Origin of the sequence: Halobacillus litoralis, assembly GCF_020524085.2 — a bacterium.
Classification (GTDB): domain Bacteria; phylum Bacillota; class Bacilli; order Bacillales; family Halobacillaceae; genus Halobacillus; species Halobacillus litoralis_E.
The window spans coordinates 2273368-2298275 of the sequence record NZ_CP129016.1 but is presented as its reverse complement, the minus strand read 5'-3'; the positions used below and the strand labels follow the sequence as shown (position 1 = coordinate 2298275).

The 24908-nt window shown below is 42.8% G+C and carries 26 protein-coding genes and 1 pseudogene; all 27 read right to left on the bottom strand.

Annotated features, from left to right (window positions below; translation table 11 throughout):
- Window positions 1–30 precede the first annotated feature (30 nt).
- The 27 genes and pseudogenes from LC065_RS11575 to hrcA all read right to left on the bottom strand — a co-directional run bounded on the left by LC065_RS11575 (window position 31) and on the right by hrcA (window position 24736).
- Complete coding sequence (locus tag LC065_RS11575; protein ID WP_226591006.1) at window positions 31–492, bottom strand: YaiI/YqxD family protein; 462 nt, start codon at window positions 490–492, stop codon at window positions 31–33.
- Window positions 493–747: 255 nt separating this feature from the next.
- Window positions 748–1560: a pyruvate, water dikinase regulatory protein gene (locus tag LC065_RS11570; protein ID WP_146812818.1), complete on the bottom strand. Its 813-nt coding sequence runs from the start codon at window positions 1558–1560 to the stop codon at window positions 748–750.
- Window positions 1561–1583: 23 nt separating this feature from the next.
- Complete coding sequence (locus tag LC065_RS11565; RefSeq protein WP_226591007.1) at window positions 1584–2213, bottom strand: transcriptional regulator CcpN; 630 nt, start codon at window positions 2211–2213, stop codon at window positions 1584–1586.
- An 81-nt stretch (window positions 2214–2294) separates the two neighbouring features.
- A pseudogene (gene glyS, locus LC065_RS11560) lies at window positions 2295–4379 on the bottom strand (glycine--tRNA ligase subunit beta).
- Window positions 4372–5259: a glycine--tRNA ligase subunit alpha gene (glyQ, locus tag LC065_RS11555; RefSeq protein ID WP_226591013.1), complete on the bottom strand. Its 888-nt coding sequence runs from the start codon at window positions 5257–5259 to the stop codon at window positions 4372–4374. The pseudogene glyS and the gene glyQ overlap by 8 nt, the downstream one beginning before the upstream one ends.
- A 284-nt stretch (window positions 5260–5543) precedes the next feature.
- Complete coding sequence (recO, locus tag LC065_RS11550; protein WP_226591015.1) at window positions 5544–6290, bottom strand: DNA repair protein RecO; 747 nt, start codon at window positions 6288–6290, stop codon at window positions 5544–5546.
- A gap of 18 nt (window positions 6291–6308) precedes the next feature.
- Window positions 6309–6485 (bottom strand): YqzL family protein, encoded by a 177-nt coding sequence (locus LC065_RS11545; RefSeq protein ID WP_160912888.1) that lies wholly within the window; start codon window positions 6483–6485, stop codon window positions 6309–6311.
- 70 nt (window positions 6486–6555) lie between these two features.
- Window positions 6556–7461 (bottom strand): GTPase Era, encoded by a 906-nt coding sequence (gene era, locus LC065_RS11540; protein ID WP_226591018.1) that lies wholly within the window; start codon window positions 7459–7461, stop codon window positions 6556–6558.
- Window positions 7462–7539: 78 nt separating this feature from the next.
- Window positions 7540–7917: a diacylglycerol kinase family protein gene (locus tag LC065_RS11535; RefSeq protein ID WP_306163425.1), complete on the bottom strand. Its 378-nt coding sequence runs from the start codon at window positions 7915–7917 to the stop codon at window positions 7540–7542.
- Window positions 7892–8362: an rRNA maturation RNase YbeY gene (gene ybeY / locus LC065_RS11530; protein ID WP_306163424.1), complete on the bottom strand. Its 471-nt coding sequence runs from the start codon at window positions 8360–8362 to the stop codon at window positions 7892–7894. Before ybeY ends, LC065_RS11535 begins: the two co-directional genes overlap by 26 nt.
- Before the next feature lies 1 nt (window position 8363).
- The gene (locus LC065_RS11525) at window positions 8364–10481 is read right to left on the bottom strand and encodes an HD family phosphohydrolase (protein ID WP_226591025.1); all 2118 of its coding nucleotides are present in this window, start codon (window positions 10479–10481) and stop codon (window positions 8364–8366) included.
- Between the two features lie 64 nt (window positions 10482–10545).
- Window positions 10546–11508, bottom strand: coding sequence for a PhoH family protein (locus tag LC065_RS11520; protein WP_306163423.1), 963 nt, complete (start codon window positions 11506–11508; stop codon window positions 10546–10548).
- Between the two features lie 2 nt (window positions 11509–11510).
- Window positions 11511–12692 carry a sporulation protein YqfD gene (yqfD, locus tag LC065_RS11515; protein ID WP_226591028.1) on the bottom strand — a complete coding sequence of 394 codons (1182 nt, stop codon included), beginning with the start codon at window positions 12690–12692 and terminating at the stop codon, window positions 11511–11513.
- A 4-nt stretch (window positions 12693–12696) separates the two neighbouring features.
- Complete coding sequence (gene yqfC / locus LC065_RS11510; protein ID WP_160910986.1) at window positions 12697–12990, bottom strand: sporulation protein YqfC; 294 nt, start codon at window positions 12988–12990, stop codon at window positions 12697–12699.
- 71 nt (window positions 12991–13061) lie between these two features.
- Window positions 13062–13550, bottom strand: coding sequence for a hypothetical protein (locus LC065_RS11505; RefSeq protein WP_226591030.1), 489 nt, complete (start codon window positions 13548–13550; stop codon window positions 13062–13064).
- Between the two features lie 28 nt (window positions 13551–13578).
- The gene (floA, locus tag LC065_RS11500) at window positions 13579–14547 is read right to left on the bottom strand and encodes a flotillin-like protein FloA (RefSeq protein WP_226591671.1); all 969 of its coding nucleotides are present in this window, start codon (window positions 14545–14547) and stop codon (window positions 13579–13581) included.
- 14 nt (window positions 14548–14561) lie between these two features.
- Complete coding sequence (locus tag LC065_RS11495; RefSeq protein ID WP_226591032.1) at window positions 14562–15920, bottom strand: NfeD family protein; 1359 nt, start codon at window positions 15918–15920, stop codon at window positions 14562–14564.
- Between the two features lie 160 nt (window positions 15921–16080).
- On the bottom strand, window positions 16081–16527 hold the full coding sequence (locus tag LC065_RS11490; protein WP_146812806.1) for a GatB/YqeY domain-containing protein: 447 nt from the start codon (window positions 16525–16527) through the stop codon (window positions 16081–16083).
- Window positions 16528–16547: 20 nt separating this feature from the next.
- Window positions 16548–16721: a 30S ribosomal protein S21 gene (gene rpsU, locus LC065_RS11485; protein WP_008638284.1), complete on the bottom strand. Its 174-nt coding sequence runs from the start codon at window positions 16719–16721 to the stop codon at window positions 16548–16550.
- Window positions 16722–16815: 94 nt separating this feature from the next.
- The gene (locus LC065_RS11480) at window positions 16816–17025 is read right to left on the bottom strand and encodes a hypothetical protein (RefSeq protein ID WP_226591034.1); all 210 of its coding nucleotides are present in this window, start codon (window positions 17023–17025) and stop codon (window positions 16816–16818) included.
- A 292-nt stretch (window positions 17026–17317) separates the two neighbouring features.
- Complete coding sequence (gene deoC / locus LC065_RS11475; protein WP_226591036.1) at window positions 17318–17989, bottom strand: deoxyribose-phosphate aldolase; 672 nt, start codon at window positions 17987–17989, stop codon at window positions 17318–17320.
- An 89-nt stretch (window positions 17990–18078) separates the two neighbouring features.
- On the bottom strand, window positions 18079–18828 hold the full coding sequence (locus tag LC065_RS11470; RefSeq protein WP_226591038.1) for a 16S rRNA (uracil(1498)-N(3))-methyltransferase: 750 nt from the start codon (window positions 18826–18828) through the stop codon (window positions 18079–18081).
- A gap of 4 nt (window positions 18829–18832) precedes the next feature.
- Window positions 18833–19771, bottom strand: a complete 939-nt coding sequence (prmA, locus tag LC065_RS11465; RefSeq protein WP_226591040.1) for a 50S ribosomal protein L11 methyltransferase — start codon at window positions 19769–19771, stop codon at window positions 18833–18835.
- A 144-nt stretch (window positions 19772–19915) separates the two neighbouring features.
- Complete coding sequence (dnaJ, locus tag LC065_RS11460; RefSeq protein ID WP_306163422.1) at window positions 19916–21046, bottom strand: molecular chaperone DnaJ; 1131 nt, start codon at window positions 21044–21046, stop codon at window positions 19916–19918.
- A gap of 143 nt (window positions 21047–21189) precedes the next feature.
- Entirely contained in the window at window positions 21190–23022 is a 1833-nt protein-coding gene (dnaK, locus tag LC065_RS11455; RefSeq protein ID WP_226591045.1) for a molecular chaperone DnaK, read from the bottom strand.
- Window positions 23023–23064: 42 nt separating this feature from the next.
- Window positions 23065–23595 carry a nucleotide exchange factor GrpE gene (gene grpE / locus LC065_RS11450; RefSeq protein WP_226591048.1) on the bottom strand — a complete coding sequence of 177 codons (531 nt, stop codon included), beginning with the start codon at window positions 23593–23595 and terminating at the stop codon, window positions 23065–23067.
- A 118-nt stretch (window positions 23596–23713) separates the two neighbouring features.
- The gene (gene hrcA, locus LC065_RS11445) at window positions 23714–24736 is read right to left on the bottom strand and encodes a heat-inducible transcriptional repressor HrcA (protein ID WP_226591051.1); all 1023 of its coding nucleotides are present in this window, start codon (window positions 24734–24736) and stop codon (window positions 23714–23716) included.
- Window positions 24737–24908 lie beyond the last annotated feature (172 nt).

Here is a 24908-nt window from a genome sequence, read left to right as displayed (position 1 = left end):
CCATACTACTCAATTATTCTCGTTCAATGCTTAAAATCCTTCATGTTCTGACAACAATTTTTGGAAAACAGATCGGAACTTTTCGCGATCCTGCGCTGTGAATGCCGATGGGCCCTTCCATTTCTTTCTCTGCTTCATTGTCTGCTGCCTTATAAATTTTTGATTCATGATGTTGTCTGCATCATTTTCTCTAACCAGTTTACCTCTTGGAGTAAGGACATAAACCCCTTTGGAAGTCAATAATACAGCCAGAGATAGATCCTGGGTTATAACGACATCACCTTCGTCCACTTGATTAAGGATATACAGATCGACAGATTGCGATCCGTCATCGACGAACATCCATCCAGCTTCTGCTTTCTCCCGACTATAGTGATTGACGGTTGCGATGAAATAAGGATGGAGATCATACTGCATACACACATCGATGATTTCTTCTTGTACTGGACAGCTATCTGCATCAACATAAATATGAACATTTAAATTTGGCATAGTATCAATATTTCTACAATAAGCGGTAGAATCCTCCTTAAAAGTGAATGTTTTATTTTTCTGAAAAGTATGTGCTTTTTCCGACTCCGTTTCAGAAAAACTTCGTAGGAATGGACATCCCTTCTTTATAAGGATTTTTACCACAAATAGATATTATAATACATTCCTATCATTTACGCTATGTCTAATTGTACCTAATTTCATTCTTCCCAACAAAAGTCGCGCTTAATCAAAGCGCGACTTCCGTTATTTGTACTATTCTTGGGCATTCTGACGTAATTTGTTCATAATGACATTGGCTGTCTCTTCTACGGCTTTGTTCGAAACATCAATCACCGGACAACCGATCCGATCCACAATCCGATTGAAGTGGTCGATTTCCTGCTGAATGCGATTCATATTCGCATAACTTGCTTGATCCCCAAGCCCTAATGACTTTAATCTTTCTTTTCTAATATCATTTAGCTTTTCTGCACTGATACTCAAGCCTATGCATTTATCGGGATCGACACGGAACAATTCCGATGGCGGCTGCACTTCCGGTACAATCGGGACATTCGCTACCTTCAGGCGTTTGTGAGCCAAATACTGAGACAATGGAGTCTTCGATGTTCTTGAAACGCCAATCAGGACAATATCGGCTTTGGAAATGCCACGTGGATCTCGACCGTCATCGTACCGGACAGCGAATTCGATAGCCTCTACTCTCTTAAAGTAATCTTCATCTAACTTATGAACAAGTCCCGGTTCAAGGCGAGGTTTGATTTGCAGATGATCTTCCATGACCTCCATCATCGGACCCATAATATCGACGCACTGAATGCCGTGCTTTTCAGCTTCCTGCTTCAGATGTTGTCTGAACTCTGGAATCACTAGTGTAAAACCGATCATCGCATTATGTTCTTTCGCCTGCTGCACCGCCTCATTGATCGTCCCTTTGTCTTCCACATAAGGGATTCGCTGCAAGTCAAAAGGCCCGTCATCAAACTGGCTGAGACACGCTTTCACGACCAGTTCCGCCGTCTCACCTACTGAATCAGATAAAACATAAATTAAGGGCTTTTCCATACTATCCCTCTTCCCCTATAAAATTACAAGTGTTGGTCCCTAGCCAATTCCACAAGTGCTTTCGTGATATTTGTTTTTGTCAGTCGCCCGACCACTTTCAACCCTTCTTCAGTAGGTTGGACTACAGGCAGACCATCAATTTGTTTTTCAATTAACTTCTGAGCGGCATCTAACAACAAATCTTCAGGTTCACAAACCGTAATATTCGGCATCCTCGTCATAATGATATGGACAGGAACGGAAGTAAGATCCTGATTACCGATACTCGCTCTCAGCAGATCTTTCCTTGATAAGACTCCTGTTAAAATGGAGTGTTGATCTGTTACGAAAAGTGTCCCTACGTCTTCTAAGAACATAGCACAAATAGCATCGTAAACCGATACATCTTCTTCCACAACAATCGGGCGAGATTGATATTCATCCACTTTGAACTTCTTAAGCTTTTCCGTAAAAAGCTCAGACCCTGTTTTCCCTGTAAAGAAATAACCGACACGCGGGCGGGCGTCCAAGAAACCCGCCATTGTAAGAATGGCTAGGTCTGGACGAAGCGTCGCTCTTGTTAAGTTCAGCTGATCCGCTATATTCTCACCTGTAATCGGCCCGTTCTCTTTAACGATTTGAATAATTTGTTCTTGCCGGTTTGATAGTTCCAATCTTTCTTCACCCCGATCACTAACTGTGACATACTATTTCTTAATTATAGCTCATTTTAATTATCGGTAAAAGAAAGCTGATTAGAACTGTTGTTTCCATTCAATGGCATTCAAGTCGGCGAATGCATAGACGTCCTTAGAAATCTGTTTCAATAGACCTAAGCGGTTACGGCGGATGCTTTCGTCTTCTGCCATTACCATCGTTGCATCAAAGAAGGAATGGATTGGGTTTGCAAGCTTGGATAACTGATCAAGAGCAAGACCCAGGTGAGTCTCACGCAATGCGTGTCGATAATCTTCCTGTACTTGCTGATAAACATCATACAACTTTCGCTCTTGGTCATTTTCAAACAATGTAGGATCGACATTTGCCGCATCTGTCTTCTTAGCCAAGTTCAACACACGACCTAGTGCTTCATGCACAGTTTTGAATGAAGGGTCCTGGCGTTTTTCTACTAAAAGAACCGCTTTTTCCTTCGTTGTTGGATAGACGCCGATTCCATTTGCCAAAACAGCTTCCACAACATCGGGTGCGACTCCTTCCTCTCTCATTAAATAAGCCGCACGTACGCGGAAGAATTCATGTAAATCGTTATGGACTTCTGTTTCCTCACGAGTCGGGAGCTCCAGTTCATAATAAAATTGATGTACGAGATCGATCAATTGCTCAACTGGAATGGACCATCCATGAGCCGTTAAGGTTTGCAGAATCCCTAAAGCCTGGCGCCTTAATCCGTAAGGGTCCTGTGAACCAGTCGGAATAATACCGATGGAAATACTACCAACGATTGTATCCAGCTTATCTGCAATGCTGACAAGTGAACCAATGGTTGACGAAGGTACGTCTCCATTTGCTTGACGAGGCATGTAATGTTCATTAATGGCTACAGCTACCTCTTCATCCTCACCGAAGATTCGCGCGTACTTTTCGCCCATCGTTCCTTGCAGTTCTGTAAATTCATCGACCATCTGGGTCACAAGGTCAAATTTACAAATTTCTGCTGCCCGTTTCGCTTTTTGCAGTTGAGCTTCTTCAAGACCGATCCATTCTCCGAGTTTGCCGGTAATGGCTACGATCCGTTGGACTTTATCTGCTAACGTGCCAAGCTCTTACTGGTAGACCATGCGAGAAAGCTTCTGCATTTTTTCATCAATGCTTCCCTTTTGATCTTCTTCATAAAAGAACTGAGCATCCTTAAGACGTGCCTTCAATACCTTTTCGTTCCCTCTTGAAACTGTCTCAAGATGTTGGTCATCCCCATTGCGGACCCCAACGAAATGAGGTTTCAATTCTCCATTAAGAGCACGAACCGGAAAATAACGCTGATGCTCCTTCATTGAAGTAACCAGTGCTTCTTCGGGAACTTCAAGGAATTCATCAGAGAAAGTGCCACTGAAAACGGTTGGATATTCAACTAAGTGCGTCACTTCGTTCAATAAATCTTCATCAATCATCAGCTTCCACTCATTTTCACTTTCAAGCTTCTTCAGCTGATCGACAATCTCAGCTTTTCTTTCCTCGACGGAAGCCATGACATACTGTTCTTTCAACGTTTGTTCATAAGCATCCGCTTCAGTTACTGTCGTTTCGGATCCTAAGAAACGATGCCCGAATGTCTTATTACCTGTTTCCACACCTTCGATTGAAAAAGGAATGACTTTTTCACCGAAAAGACCGATCATCCAACGGATTGGACGTGCATAACGAAGTTCACGATTTCCCCACCTCATGTTTTTAGGGAAAGTAAGCGATAAGAAAACATCCCGGAAGTTTTGAAGGAGTTTGGTGGTTGCTTCTCCTTCAATGAACTTATTGACATGAACATATTCAGTGCCTTTGATTTCTTTAAAATAAATATCCTCTACATCTTTGCCTTGCCCCTTGGAAAAACCGATGGCCGCCTTCGTCCAGTTTCCTTCTTCATCAAGAGCAATTTTCTTGGCTGGTCCTTTCGCTTCCTCTTCAATATCCGGCTGCTTTTCTTCAACGTTTGTAATTTTAACAGCCAACCTTCTCGGGGTTGCAAAGCCGGTGATGTCTCCATAAGGAATTCGGTTATCCTTAAACCATTGAGCAGTCTTTTCTTGCAGCTGATCTAATGCATCATTAATAAAACGAGCAGGAAGCTCTTCCACACCTAGTTCAAATAATACGGTATTACTCATGATGCCCCTCCTCCTTCTTCAACATTGGGAAGCCAAGACGCTCCCTTTCTTCTACATAGGTTTTAGCAATTTTCCGCGCCAGATTTCTTACACGGGAGATGTAACCCGTTCTTTCGGTTACACTAATGACCCCTTTCGCATCCAGCAAATTAAATGTATGGGAACATTTCAACACATAATCATAAGCTGGGAAAACAAGCCCTTGTTCCATGATACGCTGTGCTTCCTTTTCATAAGTTGAGAAGAGATTGAACAACATATCCTCATCAGAAGCTTCGAATGTATAAACCGAATGTTCATATTCCGGCTGAGTGAAAATATCTCCTACTGTTACTCCATTGGTCCATTCTAATTCAAAAACATTTTCTTTATCTTGAATGTAAGAGGCTAGTCGTTCCAGGCCGTACGTAATTTCAGCAGAGACCGGCTTAGCTTCAAGGCCACCGATTTGTTGAAAATACGTAAATTGCGTGATTTCCATACCATCAAGCCACACTTCCCACCCAAGACCTGCGGCACCGAGGGTTGGGTTTTCCCAGTTATCTTCTACGAATCGGATGTCGTGTTTCTTCGGATCAATCCCAAGAGCTTCGAGTGATTCTAAGTACAATTCCTGAATATTATCCGGAGAAGGTTTCATAATGACCTGAAACTGATGGTGTTGATATAAACGGTTCGGGTTTTGGCCATATCGTCCGTCAGCAGGACGACGGGACGGCTCTACATAGGCAACGTTCCAAGGTTCAGGTCCGAGGCTTCGTAAAAGCGTCATGGGAGACATCGTCCCTGCCCCTTTTTCTGTATCGTAAGCTTGCATAAGCAGACAACCTTGTTTCGACCAATGATTTTGCAATGTTAAGATCATGTCTTGAATATTCATACGTACCCTCCTAAAAATGACTTACTCAAATGAAAAGAGACCCCGTTCCTACGTCTGCATCCAGACATAGGGACGGGGTCTCCGCGGTTCCACCCTAATTGCTTCCACTGATAGGAAGCCACTTTAATCATTGCTCCAGAACGCCTTCACCAGTTGGTTTCCGCTTGTCTCTCACCACCACAAGCTCGCTTTTGGAAACAGAAGGACCGGTTACTACTCTCCTTCACAGCAACACGTTATTTAGTAATAGAATCATACTCTAATTTCAGCAAAATTGTCAAACCTCAGTCTGAAAACAAATCCAGCTGTTTTAAAAATTTCTTGGATTTAATGAAATATCCACCATATCGATCATAGTACTCATCCATAATGTGACGCAACAATTTTTTATTCTCTTCTTTCATCGTAATCTGACCAAGCCGCTTCACATCCATATGTAAGAAGACTCTCAGCAGTTTAGGTAAAGGATCTGGCAAACCATAGGCTTGCGGGTCCCGCTGCTTACAACGAAAGCATAATAGGCCGCCCTCTATCATAGAAAATGCAAAAGGTCCTTCCTGACTGCCGCATTGGATGCAGTGATCGACGACAGGAGCGAATCCCGCTTTTTTGTACATTTTCAACTCATACATCAATGTCAGAATGTTTGGATCCTTCCCTTCATTCATCCATTGGAAGGTTTGAAGCAACTGTTCATAAAGAAAAGGATCCGGCTGCTTTTCTTCAATGAGTTTATCTGTCAATTCTGCGATGTAAGAAGCATAAGCCGTTTTTACAATATCCTCGCGAATAGACCTGAGGGAAGATAACATCTCCCCCTGACTCATTGATCCTAAGCCGGACCCTGTTTGAATTAAAAATGTGCCGTGGATGAATGGTTGGGTGATTGAGGACATCCGGCTCTTTGGTTTTTTAGCCCCACGAGCCATTACACCAATTTTCCCTTTTTCTCGTGTCATCATCGTGACGATTTTATGTGTTTCACCGTAATTATTCGTCCGGATGACGACTCCTTCCACCTTGTCCATCAAATGGCTCACCTGCTCCGTTTACGAATGAAGATCATCCGTAGATATTGGTTCAGTAGGGGAAGCGAGCTGTTCTTGAGACTGCTGATCTTGAGACTCCAATTCTTTCATCAGTAAATAAGTTTCCACACTACCTGTTTGACTGAAAACGTTCCATGAAAGCTTGTCGCGCACAAGAAACACCGCCTTTCTTATCATCGCTAAACGAGTGTACATTACTAGAATGCTTCCCCTGACTGAAAACATAAGGCTTAATATTTTCCAACCCTCAATATTCGTCTTCGCGATAGCCGAAATCACTAAGTTGGATTTGTTTGTTTCTCCAGTCTTTCTGTACTTTGACCCAAAGTTCCAAATACACTTTGCTCCCTAAAAGTGACTCGATGTCTCTTCTGGCTCTCTTACCGATTTCTTTTAACATACTGCCTTGCTTACCGATAATTATGCCTTTTTGAGACTTTCGTTCCACGATGATAGCCGCTTGAATTTGTACTTTATCATGTTCATTCCTAGGCTCAATTGCTTCAATGACAACAGCAATGGAATGAGGGATTTCCTCACGAGTCAAATGTAACACTTTTTCTCTAATAAATTCGCTGATCACAAAGCGTTCCGGATGGTCCGTGATTTGGTCTTCCGGATAAAACTGCGGCCCTTCAGGCAGATGCTGTTTTAGGACGTCCAACAAATGGTTGACGTTGTTCCCTTCAAGCGCTGAGATTGGAATGATTTCTTCAAAATCAAGCTTCTCTTTGTACTGATCAATTAAAGGCAGTAAGTCATCTGGATGAACCCTGTCAATTTTATTAATGATTAAAAATACAGGCTGGTCGACACGTTGCAGACGGTCCAAAATGAATTGGTCTCCTCTACCGTATCCTTCTTCTGCATTGATCATAAAAAGAACGGCATCCACTTCGTTCAATGTATTTTCTGCAACGTTCACCATATAGTCTCCAAGCTTGTGCTTTGGTTTATGGATTCCGGGAGTATCAATAAAAATGATTTGCGACTCTTTATCTGTCATTACTCCCTGGATTTTGTTTCTAGTGGTTTGGGGCTTGTCACTCATAATGGCAATCTTTTCACCGATTACACGATTCATAAACGTTGATTTTCCTACATTGGGACGACCAACGATTGTAACAAAACCTGATTTGAAATTCTCTGTCATAAATGTTCCTCCAATAAATGTTCACGCAGTCGTTCTGCTCCATTTTACTATATCATCTTCTCAGGTTCATTCCTATTCTCATATCATGAAAAGCTTAGGGATGAAAATAATGAGTCCTATGATGACCGATCCAATACTCGCTACAAGGACCGCCCCGGCTGTAATATCTTTAATGGAGCCAATGACGGGGTGTTGTTCCGGATGGTAAAAATCAAGCAGTCTTTCCACAGCTGTATTAACCATTTGCAGGCTGAGGACGATGACCACAATGAGGAAGATGGTCATCCACTCCCCTTTAGATAAACCGAATACAAAGGCTGCTATGAAGACTAATAAAGCTACAGAGAGATGTATCCGAAAATTCCGCTCCGACTGATACACTTCTTTTATTCCATTCCAAGCGAAACGGAAACCGATCCTTGTCTTCTGTTTACGATCTTTGAAGTCCGAACTCATGTAAAATTTCCTCTTGTCTGCCGAACATCTTCTTCTCATCTTCTTCATTCATGTGATCATAACCAAGCAGATGCAAGAACCCATGCAACGCCATGAAGCCAAATTCTCGTTCAAGAGAATGGTTATAGTCTTCGGCTTGCTCTTTCGCCTTATCGACAGAAATGATTATATCACCCAGCATGAGCGGCATGTTCTCATCCAACACATTCATTTCATCTTCCCCAAGTTCTTGCATGGCAAAAGAAATGACATCTGTGGGTTCATCTTTTTGACGGTAATTACGGTTGATTTCCTGTATTTCTTTGTTATCCACAAAGCTGACAGAAACTTCCGCATCTCCTGTAACCCCTTCTTTTTCTCCTGCAAAACGGATGATACGCTGAATCATATCGACAAATGCTTCATCTACTGAATTGGTTTCGTCTTGAAAATCAATGGTAATCATATTATTTTGCCTCCTTGACTAATGGTTTGTTTTCCGGGTATTCGATTCTTGAGTGAAAGAAGCCATGCATCGTTTCACATATGGCTGTTTCCATTGTCTTCAACTCATTAAACGTTAAATTACTGTCATCCAGTTGACCATCGAGCATGCGGTCTTCCAAAATAGACTTCACGATTTTATGGATTTTTTCTTCTGTCGGGTGATTTAATGAGCGTACCGCCGCTTCCACCGAATCGCAAATACAAACGATTGCCGCTTCCTTACTTTGAGGCTTCGGACCTGGATACCTGTAATCACATTCTTTGGTATCTTCGTTCATTTCCTTAGCCTGATAATAAAAATACTTTAAAAGCGTCGTCCCATGATGTTGTTCAGCGATATCAATGATTTCGTCTGGAATTTTACTCTTCTTCAGCATCCTCGCACCCTCATAGGGGTGGTTAATGATCATTTCAGCGCTTTGTTCAGGTTCCAGAAAATCATGTGGATTTCTCATCCCCATTTGATTCTCAATAAAATAATGGGGATGGACGGTTTTTCCGAGGTCATGGTAATAGGATGCCACACGTGCAAGAAGACCATGAGCTCCAATTGATTCACACGCCGCTTCACTTAAATTAGCTACCATGACACTGTGATGATACGTACCTGGTGCTTCCACTAGTATTTTACGTAAAAGAGGGTGGTTAGGGCTGGCAAGTGTCAGCAATTTCTGATCAGAAAGAACTCCGAAACCGGTCTCTATGAAAGGAAGAAAGCCAAGCGTCAAAACTGTGGAAAGAAAGGCGCCACTGACCCCATACCCACTATACAAAAGCACTTCCGACCATGAGTATTTTTCAAAAGAAATGAATAGAAAGAACAGGATTGCACATATATTGGTAAAAGCAACACCTGCACTTGCACGCACAATGGATAACCTATCTTTACTTTGGGTAAGGAAGAAGATCCCTGCCAGCTGAGATAGAAGTAAATACATTCCTGCGGTTGCATGAAGAGCTCCAGCTAATTGTCCGTTGAACAACAAGCACGCCATTAAAGAATAGACCACCGCCATTACAATCGCAAACCGCTCAGAACAGAGAATCTTGATAATCATGACACCTGTGACGGCTGGGAAAAGATAGTAGACAGGTTGTTCCATGGATCCAAATAAACTGAACACTTTCATGAGCGTAATCATTAATAAGGATACCAACGTGGATATAAAAATATGACGTACAGTCCAGTTGTCCTTTTTAACGGCCTTTCTGCATTCTACATACAAAATAGCGCCTAATAGAAGGGCAAACATGGCCAGTCCAATGGAAGGAAGTATATTACGCTGTTGATCGAGCAGTCCGGTCAATAAAAGATCATCATAGATATCCCCTGTGATCGTAGACCCTTCTGAAACAATCACTTCTCCAGCTCTAATCATGACTGGCTCGACAGTAGCAGCCGCTTTTTTTATGGCTCTATCTGTTTTTTCAGGATCGAACAAGGAGTTCTCGACAAGGGCATAAGCCCCTATGTCCGAAATGACTGGTTTCAAAGGCAAAGGCGTTTTTGAATATTGAACTTCCAGATCAATCCTTCGTTCCAGATCTTCAACTTCTGATACTTGGACCCCTTCTTTATAATAGTTATGTAAAAGGGTTTCAAGCATCCGCTGGCTCTCATTCAACGAAGGTTGATCCGCCCTGAGCAACGGAAGAAAAACTTCTGTGGGAAGCCCCTCAGAAAGTTCATCCGTCAAGAGCGATTCAATCATAGTTACTTGTTCTTCATTAGTTAGATTTTCTCCCTGGCTCTTCGTTTCTTCTACGACATCATAAATCTCGCTTATCATACTCAGACGTTCTTCCGCAATATCTTCAGAAATCGTATATTGATCTTCAACGGCCTGAGTAACTGCTCTCAGCTGCTGCTCTGTCTTTTGCTTGTTCTCTATGGTGATAGGGGAACGAATCGTTTCAGGGGCCGTGCTGTATTTCTCAAGCTCATACGTTTGCGTGTAGACATTTGGAATGGCAAGCGCAAAAAAGAAAACAGCAACAGTTAACGCGGGTAATGCAAACAACAGCTTTGACTTGTTCATGTTAAGTTTTTGGAGCTGATGAAGGAATCGCGCCTTCAAATCACCCCACCCCTTCCCATTTTATTCCAAGTAAAGACATTAAATAAGACCCAGTGGCTGGGTCTTATTTACTTTCCTCTTCATATGCATCGATAATCCGCTGTACAAGTGGGTGCCTGACAACGTCGGATTGATCCAAATGAATGAAGGCAGACCCTTTGACTTTAGCTAACCGCTCCTCAGCGACTCGCAAACCGGACTTCACACCTTTAGGTAGATCCACTTGCGTGATATCTCCAGTGATAATCATTTTCGAACCGAATCCTAAACGAGTCAGAAACATCTTCATTTGTTCAGGTGTCGTATTTTGAGCTTCATCCAAAATTGCGAATGCATCATCCAACGTCCGCCCTCTCATATAAGCCAGCGGAGCAATCTCAATCGTTCCTCTATCGATCAAGCGTGCCGTATGTTCTGCGCCAAATACATCGTGCAAAGAATCATAAAGCGGTCTTAAGTAAGGATCGACCTTCTCTTTTAAATCACCATGAAGAAAACCTAAACTTTCTCCTGCTTCCACTGCAGGACGAGTCAGGATAATCCTCTTCACATCACCATTTTTCAAAGCGTTGACTGCCATAATTACAGCAAGGTAGGTCTTACCTGTACCAGCAGGGCCAATACCAAAGACAAGGTCATTCTTCTTGATCGCTGCGATATAATTTCTTTGACCAAGGGTTTTCACCCTGATTGATTTCCCTTTTGAGTTTTTCGTGATTTCATCTTCGAACAATGCTTCGAATTGATTAATTTTCCCTTTTTTAGCGAGCTCTACAGCGTAAACGACATCCCGTTCCGTCACAGTCAAACCTTTACGAATAATTGCAAGAACACTGTTGAGTATTTCTTCAACAAGCTGAACATGTTCTGCTTGGCCGGATACCCTGACTTGTTCCCCACGTGAAATGATCGTGACTTTCAGCTGTTCCTCAATTTGCTTGAGGTTACGGTCTTCTGTACCAAAAAGGGCTAATGCTTCTGTTGTATTATCTAATTGAATGTCCATTGTTTTTAAATCTTCTGGCATACTCAATCTCCTTGACTTACATACTTGGTCACTGCAATATTTTCATAAACTTTGTACATTAGGATTAATTTTACTTTACCATTCTCCTCACTGAGGTGCAAAACTTTTTCATCCTTAATTTCTGCATCCGGATCTAGTTCTTGCTGAAGGTTACTCCTTGCTGATGTCATCCCTATTTTCTCAATATTCTTCCGGGACGATTCATAAGCTTTTCGGTCAATAGAATAGTAATCAATTGTCTTCATGTTCACAGGAATTTGGTACCCCAAGACACTCCAGTCTGAGGTATGCGATTCTTCCCTGAAGTCTCCTTTTTCACCACGCCAGAAGCCCCAAATAGGAATAGAAAGCTTCCCGAATTTCAAGTGGTATTCACTTTCCACAGAACCATCCGTTAAGGAAAGCACTTGTTTCATAGGAAGATTTTGAGCGACACGGTACCATGTTTCTGCAATGACATCTCCTTCAGAATGTATAAATAGATCCTCTTCTTCCACCAACTGACCTGTGGCAAGGATTTGTCCTTTTTGTACTACGTCGTAGACCGAGACCATAGGGCGCCCCTTTTTAATAAAGGTCTCAATAATCATCCCCTTTTTTGCTGCTACAAGGTTCGAAGGTCGAGTGTTCATTTCTGTGTCGTATCTCGTTTTTTCCACACCATACAAATGATAGCTCGTCCCTTGTTTTTTTACACCAATCCATAACAGGTCCGGGATATCTTCCAACAACTGCTGTTGTATTTCAATGGGGTCCTTCATCCCTATCGTTAGTTTTCCAGGAGAGACACCATAACTATTCAATTTACTTTCTACATCGGCTTCAAGCTCCGGCGAAAGACCATCCACCTTGATGGACCACAACGTATTCGCGAGAACAAAAATGATAACAACCGCTGCGATGAAGGCGAGAAGAACCGACAGCCTCCCAATCATATGCTGTATAAGAAACGGAAGCCCTTTTCCACCTTTGATGGATATTTTACAACGGTACTTCTTCCTCAATTGCCTTAGGGTTTTCCAATCCTTCAGCCGAATCGTTAAAATAACTAGAGAAGCATCTAATCTTCTCATATTTGTAATTTGGCACCCACGTTTCGTACATGCTTGTAAAAAAGGCTCAATCAACGGTCCCTCTACTTGTACCGTCATGATTCCCTGAAAGAAATCATGCTGGTTCTTCATCGTCTCACCCCCCTTTGGATTCCGGCAAAAATTCTACGGACTTGAGTTCACCTTCCAGTAATAACTCTTCCTTCAGCATCATTTTCACACCAAGGTCTTTTCCCAATATACGAACCTGACCTTTTTTGTATTGAATCCTAACTTCTTCATCAGAAAAATGAAGGAGGCCTGTGTGATTTTCTATGTACACATGAATGGACCCGATTGTCGTTATTCTAGGAAGATCCAACATGACATCCGATGGTAAATCAAAGTAACGACTGATCCAAGTCCGTATTTGCTGCTGCCATTTTGACATGCGACGCCCTCCCCTCTTTTCATTTATACGAAAAACGCACGAATTGTATCACTACAATTCGTGCGTTCTGCTTATCTTTTTCGTGGGTGAGAGCTGTGAGGCTTGCGAGCACGGGGTGGACCGAGTACTTCAGCCATTAAAATCCCTTCAGCTAACCGCTTTCTATCCCACTTTCTAGTTTTTTCAATGAGTGGACCATTTAAATTCAACTCAGAAGACACTTTTTGCTTTTTTCTTGACGGCGCCATATGAGGGTGCATCTCTTCATCTTCTCTTTGACGATCTTCAGCATGTGCCGTTTCGGCTTCAGCAAGCTTCTTCTGTTTGGTCTCGTAGTAATCCCTTAACCTTTCTTCCCCAGACTTATCCTTCGTTTCTGTTTCTTGTAAATCCCGAGAAGGACCACTTGGGTAGGCAGGAGGAATTGGAGATGTTTTCTTTTCAGGCTTATGTTTATTCTCATTTTCTTTGGTCATCCCGCTAAACCAGCTGATAATTCCGCCAATTATAGCGGCAAGAATAAGGAAATTGCTGAAAATGAGTTCAATCAGATCTCCCATACAAATTCTCCTTTAAGTTAATCAAGGATTATTTTTCTTCTTCTTCTTCATCGGACATTTTACCAAGCGTGTTTCTCATATCCGTATCCGCGTTAATGTTTTGATAGTTCATGTAATCCATAACACCCATCTTACCGGAACGCAAAGCCTCGGCAAGCGCCTGAGGGACTTGAGCTTCTGCTTCGACCACTTTCGCCTGCATTTCTTGTACACGTGCACGCATCTCTTGCTCTTGAGCAATCGCCATGGCACGACGTTCTTCCGCTTTCGCCTGTGCGATATTCTTATCGGCTTCTGCTTGATCTGTTTGCAAAATAGCACCGATGTTCTTCCCGATATCAATGTCCGCAATATCGATAGAAAGAATTTCGAAGGCCGTTCCAGCATCTAATCCTTTACCTAATACATTCTGGGAAATCCTATCCGGATTCTCAAGTACTTTGTTGTGATTTTCACTTGACCCGATCGTTGATACGATTCCTTCACCAACACGAGCAATGACTGTATCTTCGCCGGCACCACCGACAAGTCGATCAATATTCGCCCTTACAGTAATACGCGCTTTTGCTTTCACTTCAATTCCATCCATTGCTACACCTGCGATGAACGGCGTTTCAATAACTTTTGGATTAACACTCATTTGAACGGCTTCCAGCACATCTCGCCCAGCGAGATCAATGGCTGCACAACGTTCAAAGCTAAGTTCAATATTTGCTCTCTGTGCTGCAATAAGAGCATTCACTACACGGTCCACATTACCACCTGCTAGGTAGTGACTCTCCAGTTGGTTTGTATTTACATTCACTCCAGCTTTATGAGCCTTGATCAAAGGATTAATCACACGGGAAGGAATAACCCTTCTCAGTCGCATTCCTACTAATGTGAAAATACTAATTTTTACACCTGCAGCTAGAGCACTAATCCATAGCATGACAGGAATAAACGTAAACAACACCGCTATTACGATAATAATGATACCAATAATAATGATTGGCATTAATTGTTCAAGTGTCACTTTGTTTCCTCCTCATGTTCGTTTTTTTTAATCTCACGCACCACAATCCGTGAGCCTTCTGTTTTCATGATTTTCACTGCTTGAAGGGCAGGAATGAAACCACCTTCAGTCACGACATCTAAACGTTCACCATCAAAATCAGCTGTGCCGGAAGGGCGAAGCGGTGTAATCGTCTCCCCTTCCATCCCAATCAAATCCAAACGATTTTGTGAAGATACATATCCCTTTTCAGATGAAGCAGAATCATTCAAAATGATATGACGAAAGAAGCCTCTTTCCAAACCAACAAACTTAAATAATACAATGGATACAACAATCGTCACCAATAGAGCAATTCCTATACTCATAGCCATATGGCCCATATCCGCTGATGAAAGCATCAATGAGGATACAATAGCAACGACCCCCGCTATTCCTGCAATGCCCCCTGGTAAAAAGAATTCAGCTATCACTAACCCGATTCCGAGGACCAATAGAATAATTGCTTCATACCCGGCAAGGCCAGCAACAATGTGACCATAAAAAAACAGGACAAGCGCGAGCGCTCCCATTGTTCCTGGTAGGCCGAAACCAGGCGAATACAACTCAACAACAAGACCAATACTTGCTATGGATAATAAGATCGGTATAACAACAGGATCTGTCAGGAATCTGGCAATATTCTCAGAAAGGGTAGGGTTCTCCTCTATGACGGTTGCATCAGACAAACCAAGAACACTGAGAAGCTCATTACGGTCGTCTACAATTCCTTCAGCATAGCCTACCTCTTCCGCATCCGTTGCACCTAATGTTAAAAATTCTCCCTCAGGAGCCCCGTAATCCTTCAAATCGACGGATGCATCGGCCATAGCACGCGCATATAAAGGGTCACGTCCTGTAGATTCAGCCGCGGCTACCATAGCTGATATCCAGGCGGATTGTGCTTTCTTATCAGCAGCTGTTCCATCAGAATTAATAACCCCGGAAGCACCCATGGTCGCTGTCTGCTTCATGTAGATCGAATCTGCGTTTAAAGCAATGTATGAGCCTGCCGAATATGCCCTGTTCGTCACAAATGCACTATTAGGAACGTCCAAATCTTGAAAGATTTCTCCGATATCTCCCGCTGCATCTACGCGTCCCCCGGGTGTATCGATTTCAAATATGATATGATCCACACCATTTTCACGAGCTTCTTCTGTCGTACGGTTAAGAAACGCAGCCATCCCTCGTTCCACCGTATCTTTTACAGGAATGACGTACACCGTCTGACCTTCTCCATCTGCTTGAACCGATGATTGTAGATGCAAGAATGATAAAACGCTTCCTAAAACAAGGAGCATGCCCCAAACACCTATTCGTAAAGACCGCTTCATTCATTTTCACCTCCTTTACAGGTAGCCTTCCCACCATATAATACGTTTACGAATCAAAACCATCGTTGGTTTCAAAAAGTTTAAGACTTTCATAAACGCGTCCAAGAGATGTTTAGCATATGTAAAAAGGCCTCTCTTAACGAAGAGAGGCCTTTTATATTTACGATAGTTGCTGAAGAACGAGCTTATTGACCTTGGTTCCGTCGGCCTTGCCCTTGACTTTAGGCATGACGGCACTCATGACTTTACCCATGTCACTCTTAGAAGTAGCTCCTACTTCCTGAATCGTCTCATCAACGACTTGCTTGAGTTCTTCATCTGTCAGCTGTTTCGGCATATATACTTGTAAAATCTCAATTTCACGTTCGAGTCCTTCTACAAGATCTTCACGTCCAGCTTCTTTGAATTCATGGAGGGAATCATTTCTCTGCTTTACCTCACGAGATAAAACAGTCAATTCTTCTTCTTCAGATAATGAGTCTTTTCCCAGTTTTATGGCTTCATTCTGCATAGAAGCTTTCACCATGCGAATCGTCGATAATCTTTCCTTATCGCGGGCTTTCATGGCTGTTTTCATATCCTGGGTGAGACGGTCTGTAATTGTCATCTCTTCAACACCCTCTTTAATTACTTACGCTTTCTAGCCGCCTCAGACTTTTTCTTACGGCGTACGCTAGGCTTATCGTAATATTCACGCTTACGATATTCCGCTAATGTACCACTTTTTGATACATCACGCTTAAAGCGACGAAGAGCATCTTCAAGAGACTCGTTTTTACGAACGCGAGTTGTTTTTGACATGCTAATTTCCCTCCCTCCGAAGCAAACAAAACTGTTTCTCTTGTATGGGAACCCCCCATACCTTTGACAATTATATTATATGCATGTCATATGGTCAACTTTTTTTGAAAGATAAAGGGTCGTTAACTTTACTAATCTCTACATTGTCATTTAGCTTCATGTAACTTGAACGCCTGAGGTAGAGCGGAATGTTCAAATCTTTAGAGTTCGGCAACCCATTTTCAAGAAATTTTTCTTCTTTGTAGTGACAACCCTTAATCTCACCGGTTACCCATTCATGGTCGCCCTCTTCGAGTAATAGCACTTCAGGGCCTCTCCAGCCCATCCATTCCCGCGGGAGTCTCGCAGCTTCCTAACCACCCCCATTTGATGTAAGAGCGAAACGAACCCCTCTACCGCGCAGGATTGTCTTCCACAATCACTACGCCTTTTGTACAAAGCGCACTACATCAGGCAAGTGAACTGTTTCCCGGTGCCCCTAAAAGCACACAAACATCTCCAAACTAAGTTTTCCACGATCCTGCCTTATTCTTTAATAAAGGCGGAAACTAATAAAAAGAAGCCATCTCCTTCTGGAGATGGCTTCTTTCAGTTAATTAATAATCAGAAGTTCCTTGTTCGTGGTTTACGATAGCGATTCCTGAGCTTGCACCGATTCGAGTAGCGCCAGCTTCGATCATTGCTTTTGCACCTTCGTAATCACGCACTCCGCCGGAAGCTTTCACACCCATGTCTGGTCCAACTGTTTTACGCATTAGGCTGATATCCTCAACCGTTGCGCCTCCACCAGAGAAACCAGTAGATGTTTTAACAAAATCTGCCCCTGCAGCTTTTGCCAGTTCAGATGCTGTAACTTTCTCATCTTCCGTAAGTAGGGAAGTCTCAATGATTACCTTAACAATAGCTTTCCCTTCCGCTTCACGAACGACTGCTTCGATATCTTGTTGAACAAGTTCTTTGTTCCCTGATTTCAACTCACCGATATTGATCACCATATCAACTTCAGTTGCGCCTTTTTCGATCGCTTGCTTTGTTTCAAAGGCTTTCGTTTCTTTCGTTGTCGCCCCTAGTGGAAAACCAATGACTGTACAAACCTTCACATCTGTTCCTTCTAGTTGCTCTGCGCAGTATGATACCCAGTGAGGGTTGACACATACGGAAGCAAAATTTTGTTCTTTAGCTTCCTTGCAAATCTGTGTAATTTTATCTTTCGGTGTATCTGGTTTAAGCTGTGTATGATCAATCATTTTAGCTAGATTTTGTTCCATTTGTAGATCGTCCTTTCAAGTTTAAGTTGTTCGTACATCTCTTCTATCTTAGCATGAAAGCGATTAAAATGCGAGCTCACCCTGATATTTCAAACTTCTTCCAATTTATAAGAGAGACTGGATAGGAAATAAAGAGGAGCTGTTTCCATTCGTAAAATTCGCGGGCCTAATCGAATCGATTTGAACCCTTGGTGTAATAGTTTTCCCACTTCATTTTCAGAAAATCCACCTTCAGGTCCGAATACCACTAAAACAGTTTCCTCCCGCTTTAATGATTCGAAAGCTTCACTTAACAAATGGGGATTTTCCTGCCTCGCACTTTCTGCATATCCAAACAAACAATGGTCATAGTTCTTTTTTATTTCCAAAAGCTGATGAAGAGTATGAACAGATTGAATCTCTGGAACGATGTTTCGTTCAGACTGTTCACTCGCTTCTTTAGATATTTTCTGTAATCTCTGGATCTTTTTATCAGCTTTTTTATTATCCCATTTGGCAACGGAACGATCGGCTTGATAGGGGATGAAGGCAGAAGCACCAAGCTCTGTCCCTTTTTGGACAATTTGCTCCAGCTTATCCCCTTTACCAAGGCTCGCTACAATTGTCACATGGACAGGAAGCTCCCGGTCTTCCTCCATCCATGTAACAACATTACAATGAACAACGTCCTCTGCCACTTTCGTGATTTCGCATAAAGCGGGGCCTCTTTCTGGGTGGATAGCTACTAGGTTGTCCCCTTCCTTCATTCTCATCACTCTAACAATATGATGAGTATCTTCCCCATTCACATAAACAGTGTCCCCGTTCCAACATTCTTGATCAACAAAATAACGTTGCATTCAATCACTCCGGTTTTTTAGCAATGATGCTGACCCAGTCTTCCATTTTGTTCGTCTCGACAATCTCAAAACCTGATTGGATCAACTGCTCTCGAACCATTTCCTTACGACCAGAAATAATCCCGCACGTAATGAAATATCCTCCAGGCTTGACGACACGGTAGGCATCATCTGTGAATTTGATGATAATCTCCGCCAAAATATTCGACACGATTAAATCTGCTTCCCAGTCTACTCCCTCAAGAAGGTCATTAAGTTTAGACGTCACTCTATCTTCCACACCATTTAAAGCAGCGTTGTTCTTTGTACTCGAAACGGCTACATCATCAAGATCATAAGCATAAGCATGCTCGGCACCCAAAAGGACAGAAGCTACGCTTAGTATTCCAGATCCTGCACCGATATCCAGTACTTTATCTCCTTTTTCTAAGTACTGCTCCAAGGCTTGTATGCTAAGAACTGTTGTCGGGTGCGTACCGGTTCCAAAGGCCATTCCAGGGTCCATTTCAATAATGATTTCATCACTGGATACCGGCGTGTAGTCTTCCCATGTCGGGATGATCGTGATTTTTTCAGAAATTTTGACTGGTTTATAATATTTTTTCCATGCGGTTGCCCAATCTTCTTCATGAATTTCACTGATCGTCACATGATTATGCCCAATATCAATGCCGAATTCTGTCAGGTTGGATACGGTTTTCTTAATTCCATCAACGGTTTCACCAAGAAAACTATTCATGGGCAGGTAGGCCTTAACATACACCCCTTCTGCCGGATAATCGTCTGGATTCAATTCATAAATTTCTCCCAGTTTCGTTTTCTTTCTTTTCATATCTGACGGGTCTTCGATGACGACGCCACTCGCTCCAGACTCATGGAGAATATTCGATACCGGTTCAATTGCTTCTGTTGTCGTATGGACACATACTTCAGACCATTTCATTGATGATCCACCCTCTTCAATATTTTTTCTAAGTACTAATGGATAGTTAACCAGACTCTCAAGATAAAAAGTGCCTGCACGAGAGAACGGGAAATTACATGAACTACCCATCAACCAATCGTACAGACACCTTCCTTTTAAGCTTTAGCTGTCTCCTTTAAACGCACGTTTCATACGTTCGAAAAAGTTCCCATGTTGCTCATCTGTTGCATCATTGCCACTAATATCATTAAATTCACGCAGCAATTCTTTCTGTCTTTCCGTCAAATTCTTAGGAGTGATGACTTTCATCTTCACATGCTGGTCACCCTGGCCACGGCCGTGGACGTTCGGTGCACCTTTTTCTTTCAGACGGAATGTCTTTCCAGTTTGCGTTCCTGCAGGCACTTTCAACTTCACATTCCCGTGTACGGTAGGGACTTCAATTTCATCGCCAAGTGCTGCTTGTGCAAAGGTAAGAGGAATCTCACAGAAAATGTGATCGCCTTCGCGTTGGAAGAATTCATGAGGCTGGACGCGGATGACTACAAACAAGTCTCCAGCCGGCCCTCCATTGACCCCTTCTTCTCCTTTACCTTGCACACGAATTTGTTGACCATCATCAATACCTGCTGGGATATCGAGATGAATTTTCTTGCGTTTTTGCACACGGCCATCGCCGCCACAAGTGTTACATTTGTCTTTAATGATTTTCCCTGTGCCTTGGCAGTGGTGACAAACACGACGGTTAACGACGCGACCGAACGGTGTGTTCTGTTCTTGATTAACTTGTCCAGAACCTTGACAGTGGGAGCAAGTTTCAGGTGATGTTCCTAGCTTAGCACCGGAACCATCACAAGTGTCACAGTCTTCCTCCATTGGAATTTCGATATCGGTAGACTTACCAAAAATAGACTCTTCAAACTGGAGGGTCATCGTATATTGAAGATCTGCACCTTTCCGTGGGGCGTTCGGGTCACGGCGGCGGCCACCGCCACCAAAGAACATGTCGAAAATATCGCCGAAGCCGCCGAAATCTTCTGCGCCTCCACCGAAACCGCCAAAGCCGCCCTGATTCGGACCGGCATGACCGAATTGGTCATATTGGGCACGTTTTTGCTGGTCGCTCAATGTTTCGTAAGCTTCTTTCGCTTCTTTGAACTTTTCAGAAGCATTTTCTTCCTCACTGACGTCAGGGTGATACTTACGCGCCAGTTTACGGTAGGCTTTCTTTATTTCATCTTTGGAAGCATCCTTGGACACGCCAAGGACTTCATAATAATCACGTTTACTCACTTGTCGATCACTCTCCCGGACGCTATTACATAAGGTTTATATTAACATTGAAAATCTAGGCAGGCAAACGTCACCTGTTTGCCTATTCATGAAAAAAGTCAAAGTCAAGAAGAACCTGACTTTGACTTTTTTTCTACCTTTTCTTACTTCTTGTTCTCATCGTCGTTAACTTCTTCATAATCCGCATCAACGACATCATCGTCAGCTCCGCCGCCTTCTTGGCCTTGAGCAGCTTCAGCTTGTGCTTGGGCTTGCTCATAAAGCTTCACAGAAAGAGCTTGCACTTGTTCTTGAAGAGCCTCTTTCTTCTCTTTAATCGCTTCTAGATCTTCGCCTTCAAGGGCAGTCTGAAGTTCTTCTTTCGCAGATTCAGCTTTTTGTTTTTCTTCTTCACTTACTTGTTCGCCAAGATCCTTGATGGTCTTGTCTGTTGTGAAGATCAGCTGGTCTGCTTCGTTACGCAATTCAATCGCTTCACGTTTCTTCTTGTCTTCTTCAGCGTTTTCTTCCGCCTGACGAACCATTTCTTCAACTTCCTCGTCAGAAAGGCCGGAAGAAGACTTGATCGTGATGGATTGTTCTTTGTTTGTACCCATGTCTTTCGCACGTACGTTAACGATTCCGTTGGCATCAATGTCGAAGCTTACTTCGATTTGAGGCACACCGCGTGGTGCTGGTGGAATATCTGTCAACTGGAAACGGCCAAGTGTCTTGTTATCTTGAGCCATTTCACGCTCACCCTGCAAGACGTGGATATCAACAGCTGTCTGGTTGTCAGCAGCAGTTGAGAACACTTGAGAGTGGCTTGTCGGAATTGTCGTGTTACGCTCGATCAATTTCGTTGTTACGCCACCCATTGTTTCGATTCCAAGGGAAAGTGGAGTAACGTCAAGAAGCACAACGTCCTTCACATCACCTTGAAGTACGCCACCTTGGATGGATGCACCAAGAGCTACAACTTCATCAGGGTTTACACCTTTAGATGGTTCTTTTCCGATTTCTTTCTTAATGGCTTCTTGTACAGCTGGGATACGAGTAGATCCACCTACAAGAATAACTTTGTGGATGTCGCTTGCACTCATGTCTGCATCTTTAAGCGCTTGACGTGTCGGTTTCATAGAACGCTCAACAAGGTCAGATGCAAGCTCTTCGAATTTAGCACGAGTCAAGTTCATCTCAAGGTGAAGCGGTCCCGCTTCTCCTGCAGTGATGAATGGAAGAGAAATTTGTGTCTGAGCAACGCCGGAAAGGTCTTTCTTCGCTTTCTCAGCCGCGTCTTTCAGGCGCTGTTTTGCCATTTTATCCTGGGACAAATCAATGCCGTTTTCTTTTTTGAATTCAGCTACCATGTGATCAATAATGACTTGGTCGAAATCATCTCCACCTAGACGGTTGTCACCGGCTGTAGAAATAACTTCAAATGTTCCATCTCCAATTTCAAGAATGGATACGTCAAATGTACCGCCACCAAGGTCATAAACAAGAATCGTTTGATCCTGATCTTCTTTATCGATGCCGTATGCGAGTGCAGCAGCTGTCGGCTCATTGATGATACGCTCAACTTCAAGACCAGCAATTTTACCAGCATCTTTTGTAGCCTGACGCTCTGCGTCGTTGAAGTAAGCTGGGACTGTAACGATCGCTTTATCTACTGTCTCTCCAAGATAGTCTTCTGCATAGCTCTTGATATACTGAAGGATGATAGCAGAAACTTCTTGAGGCGTGTACTCTTTACCTTCAACTTCTACTTTGTAGTCTGTTCCCATATGACGTTTGATGGAAAGAATCGTGTTTGGGTTTGTGATCGCCTGACGTTTAGCGACCTCCCCTACTTGACGTTCACCATTCTTAAATGCAACAGCAGATGGAGTTGTACGGTTCCCTTCAGGGTTAGGAATTACTTTCGCTTCTCCACCCTCCATTACTGCTACACAAGAGTTTGTTGTACCTAAGTCAATACCAATGATTTTACCCATGGTTAAATGTCCTCCTTTACGTACTCGTTCATAAGATAATTTTTACTGGTTTACTTTTACCATTGACGGGCGAATGACCCGATCTTTCAGGCGGTAACCTTTTTGCAACTCTTCGACGACAATATTACTTTCATAATTTTCGTCTTCGACTTGCATGATCGCCTGGTGCATATGAGGATCGAATTCTTCCCCTTTGGCAGGGATTTCTTCGACGCCTTCTTTTTCCAGAGCTGCTTTGAATTGGTCATAAACCATTTTCATTCCATTTGCGAAGTTTTTGGCTGCATCGCCATCCACTTCCACTTGGAGAGCTCTTTCAAAGTTATCCAGAGCCGGTATTAATTCCTCTACAAGGCTCTGGGATCTATATTTCCTGTCCGCCTCTTTCTCTTTCTGAGTACGACGGCGGAAATTATCATAATCCGCTTGCAAACGAAGCAGTCGATTATTAAGCTCTTCTTTTTCCTGACGAAGCTTTTCCGCCTCATCCGTCTCTTCGACTACCGTTTGTTCAGGTTCCTCATTTTGAGCTTCATCTTTTTCATCAATGATCTCTTGTTTATTCTCTTCCACGACTTCCACCTCCTACTTTCCATTACACCGTTACTGACTATAACATGAATCCTTATCCTGAAAAAGTATGAGACATAAAGAAGCGATAGGGCGCATACCCCTCTTCTTTTCTTCCGTACTAATACCAGCCACGGAACGTATCTGTCATATGCTTGGATAAGACATTCATCAATGAAAACATTCGGTTGTACTCCATGCGAGTAGGGCCCAAGAGGGCAATCGTTCCCACTTGATTATTCCCTAGCTGATAACTTGCTGTAATCAAACTGCAGTTTTGCATAGCATCAAAAGGGTTTTCTTGTCCAATTCGGACTTGAATCCCTTCCTTACCGGTCCGCAGCAAATCAGCCATCTCACTTTCCCGTTCGATGGTGGCATATAAAGACCTGACTTTATCAAGGTCCCTGAATTCAGGTTGCATGAGAATGTTTGTCTTTCCACCAATGTACAGTTTCGTCGGATGCTCATCCACGAGAGCTGCACGCAAATACTGAAAAGCTTCTTCGTGATGATCGGTATGTGTTTTCAATAGATCATTAATCTCAGAATAGAGTACTTCATGCAATTTCACCAACGGGACTCCTTGGAGCCGGCTGTTCAAAATGTTCACCATCTTTTCCAGATCTGCACCCTTAATCTCAACCGGAACGTTGAAAGCACGATGCTCCACATGACCAGTATCCGTAACTAAAATCGCAATAGCAGACTGATCAGATAATGGAACGATCTGCAGTTGTTTTAGTTTTGTTTCAAATACTTCAGGTCCGAGAACAATGGATGTGTAGTTCGTCAAATCGGAAAGAATACCGGCTGACTTCTGAACCACACGTTCAAACTCCATCATTTTATCATCGAATGCTTCCCGAATGGTCACTATTTCTTGACTGGAAAGGCGCAATGGAGATAGAAGATGGTCGACATAGAAGCGATACCCTTTCTCAGAAGGGACCCTTCCTGAAGATGAATGGGTTTTTTCAATAAAACCCAATTCCTCTAAATCAGCCATTTCATTCCTTATCGTTGCTGAACTGAATGTTACAGCATCTTTCTTGGCTATTGACCGAGAACCTACAGGTTGTGCGGTCAGAATGAAATCATCAATAATGACTTGCAAAATGAGCAATTGTCTATCTGTTAACATCGATGATCACCTCTGTTAGCACTCGTTTGCAGTGAGTGCTAAATCTAATAATAAATTATCAAAAGGGTTGAGGGATGTCAACGGATAAAACTCTTTTTTTTGCTCATTCCTCCAAGTCCTTGTTCACATTTAGAACATGTGTCCCTATCAAGCGTCGTAATAAAAGTTCAAG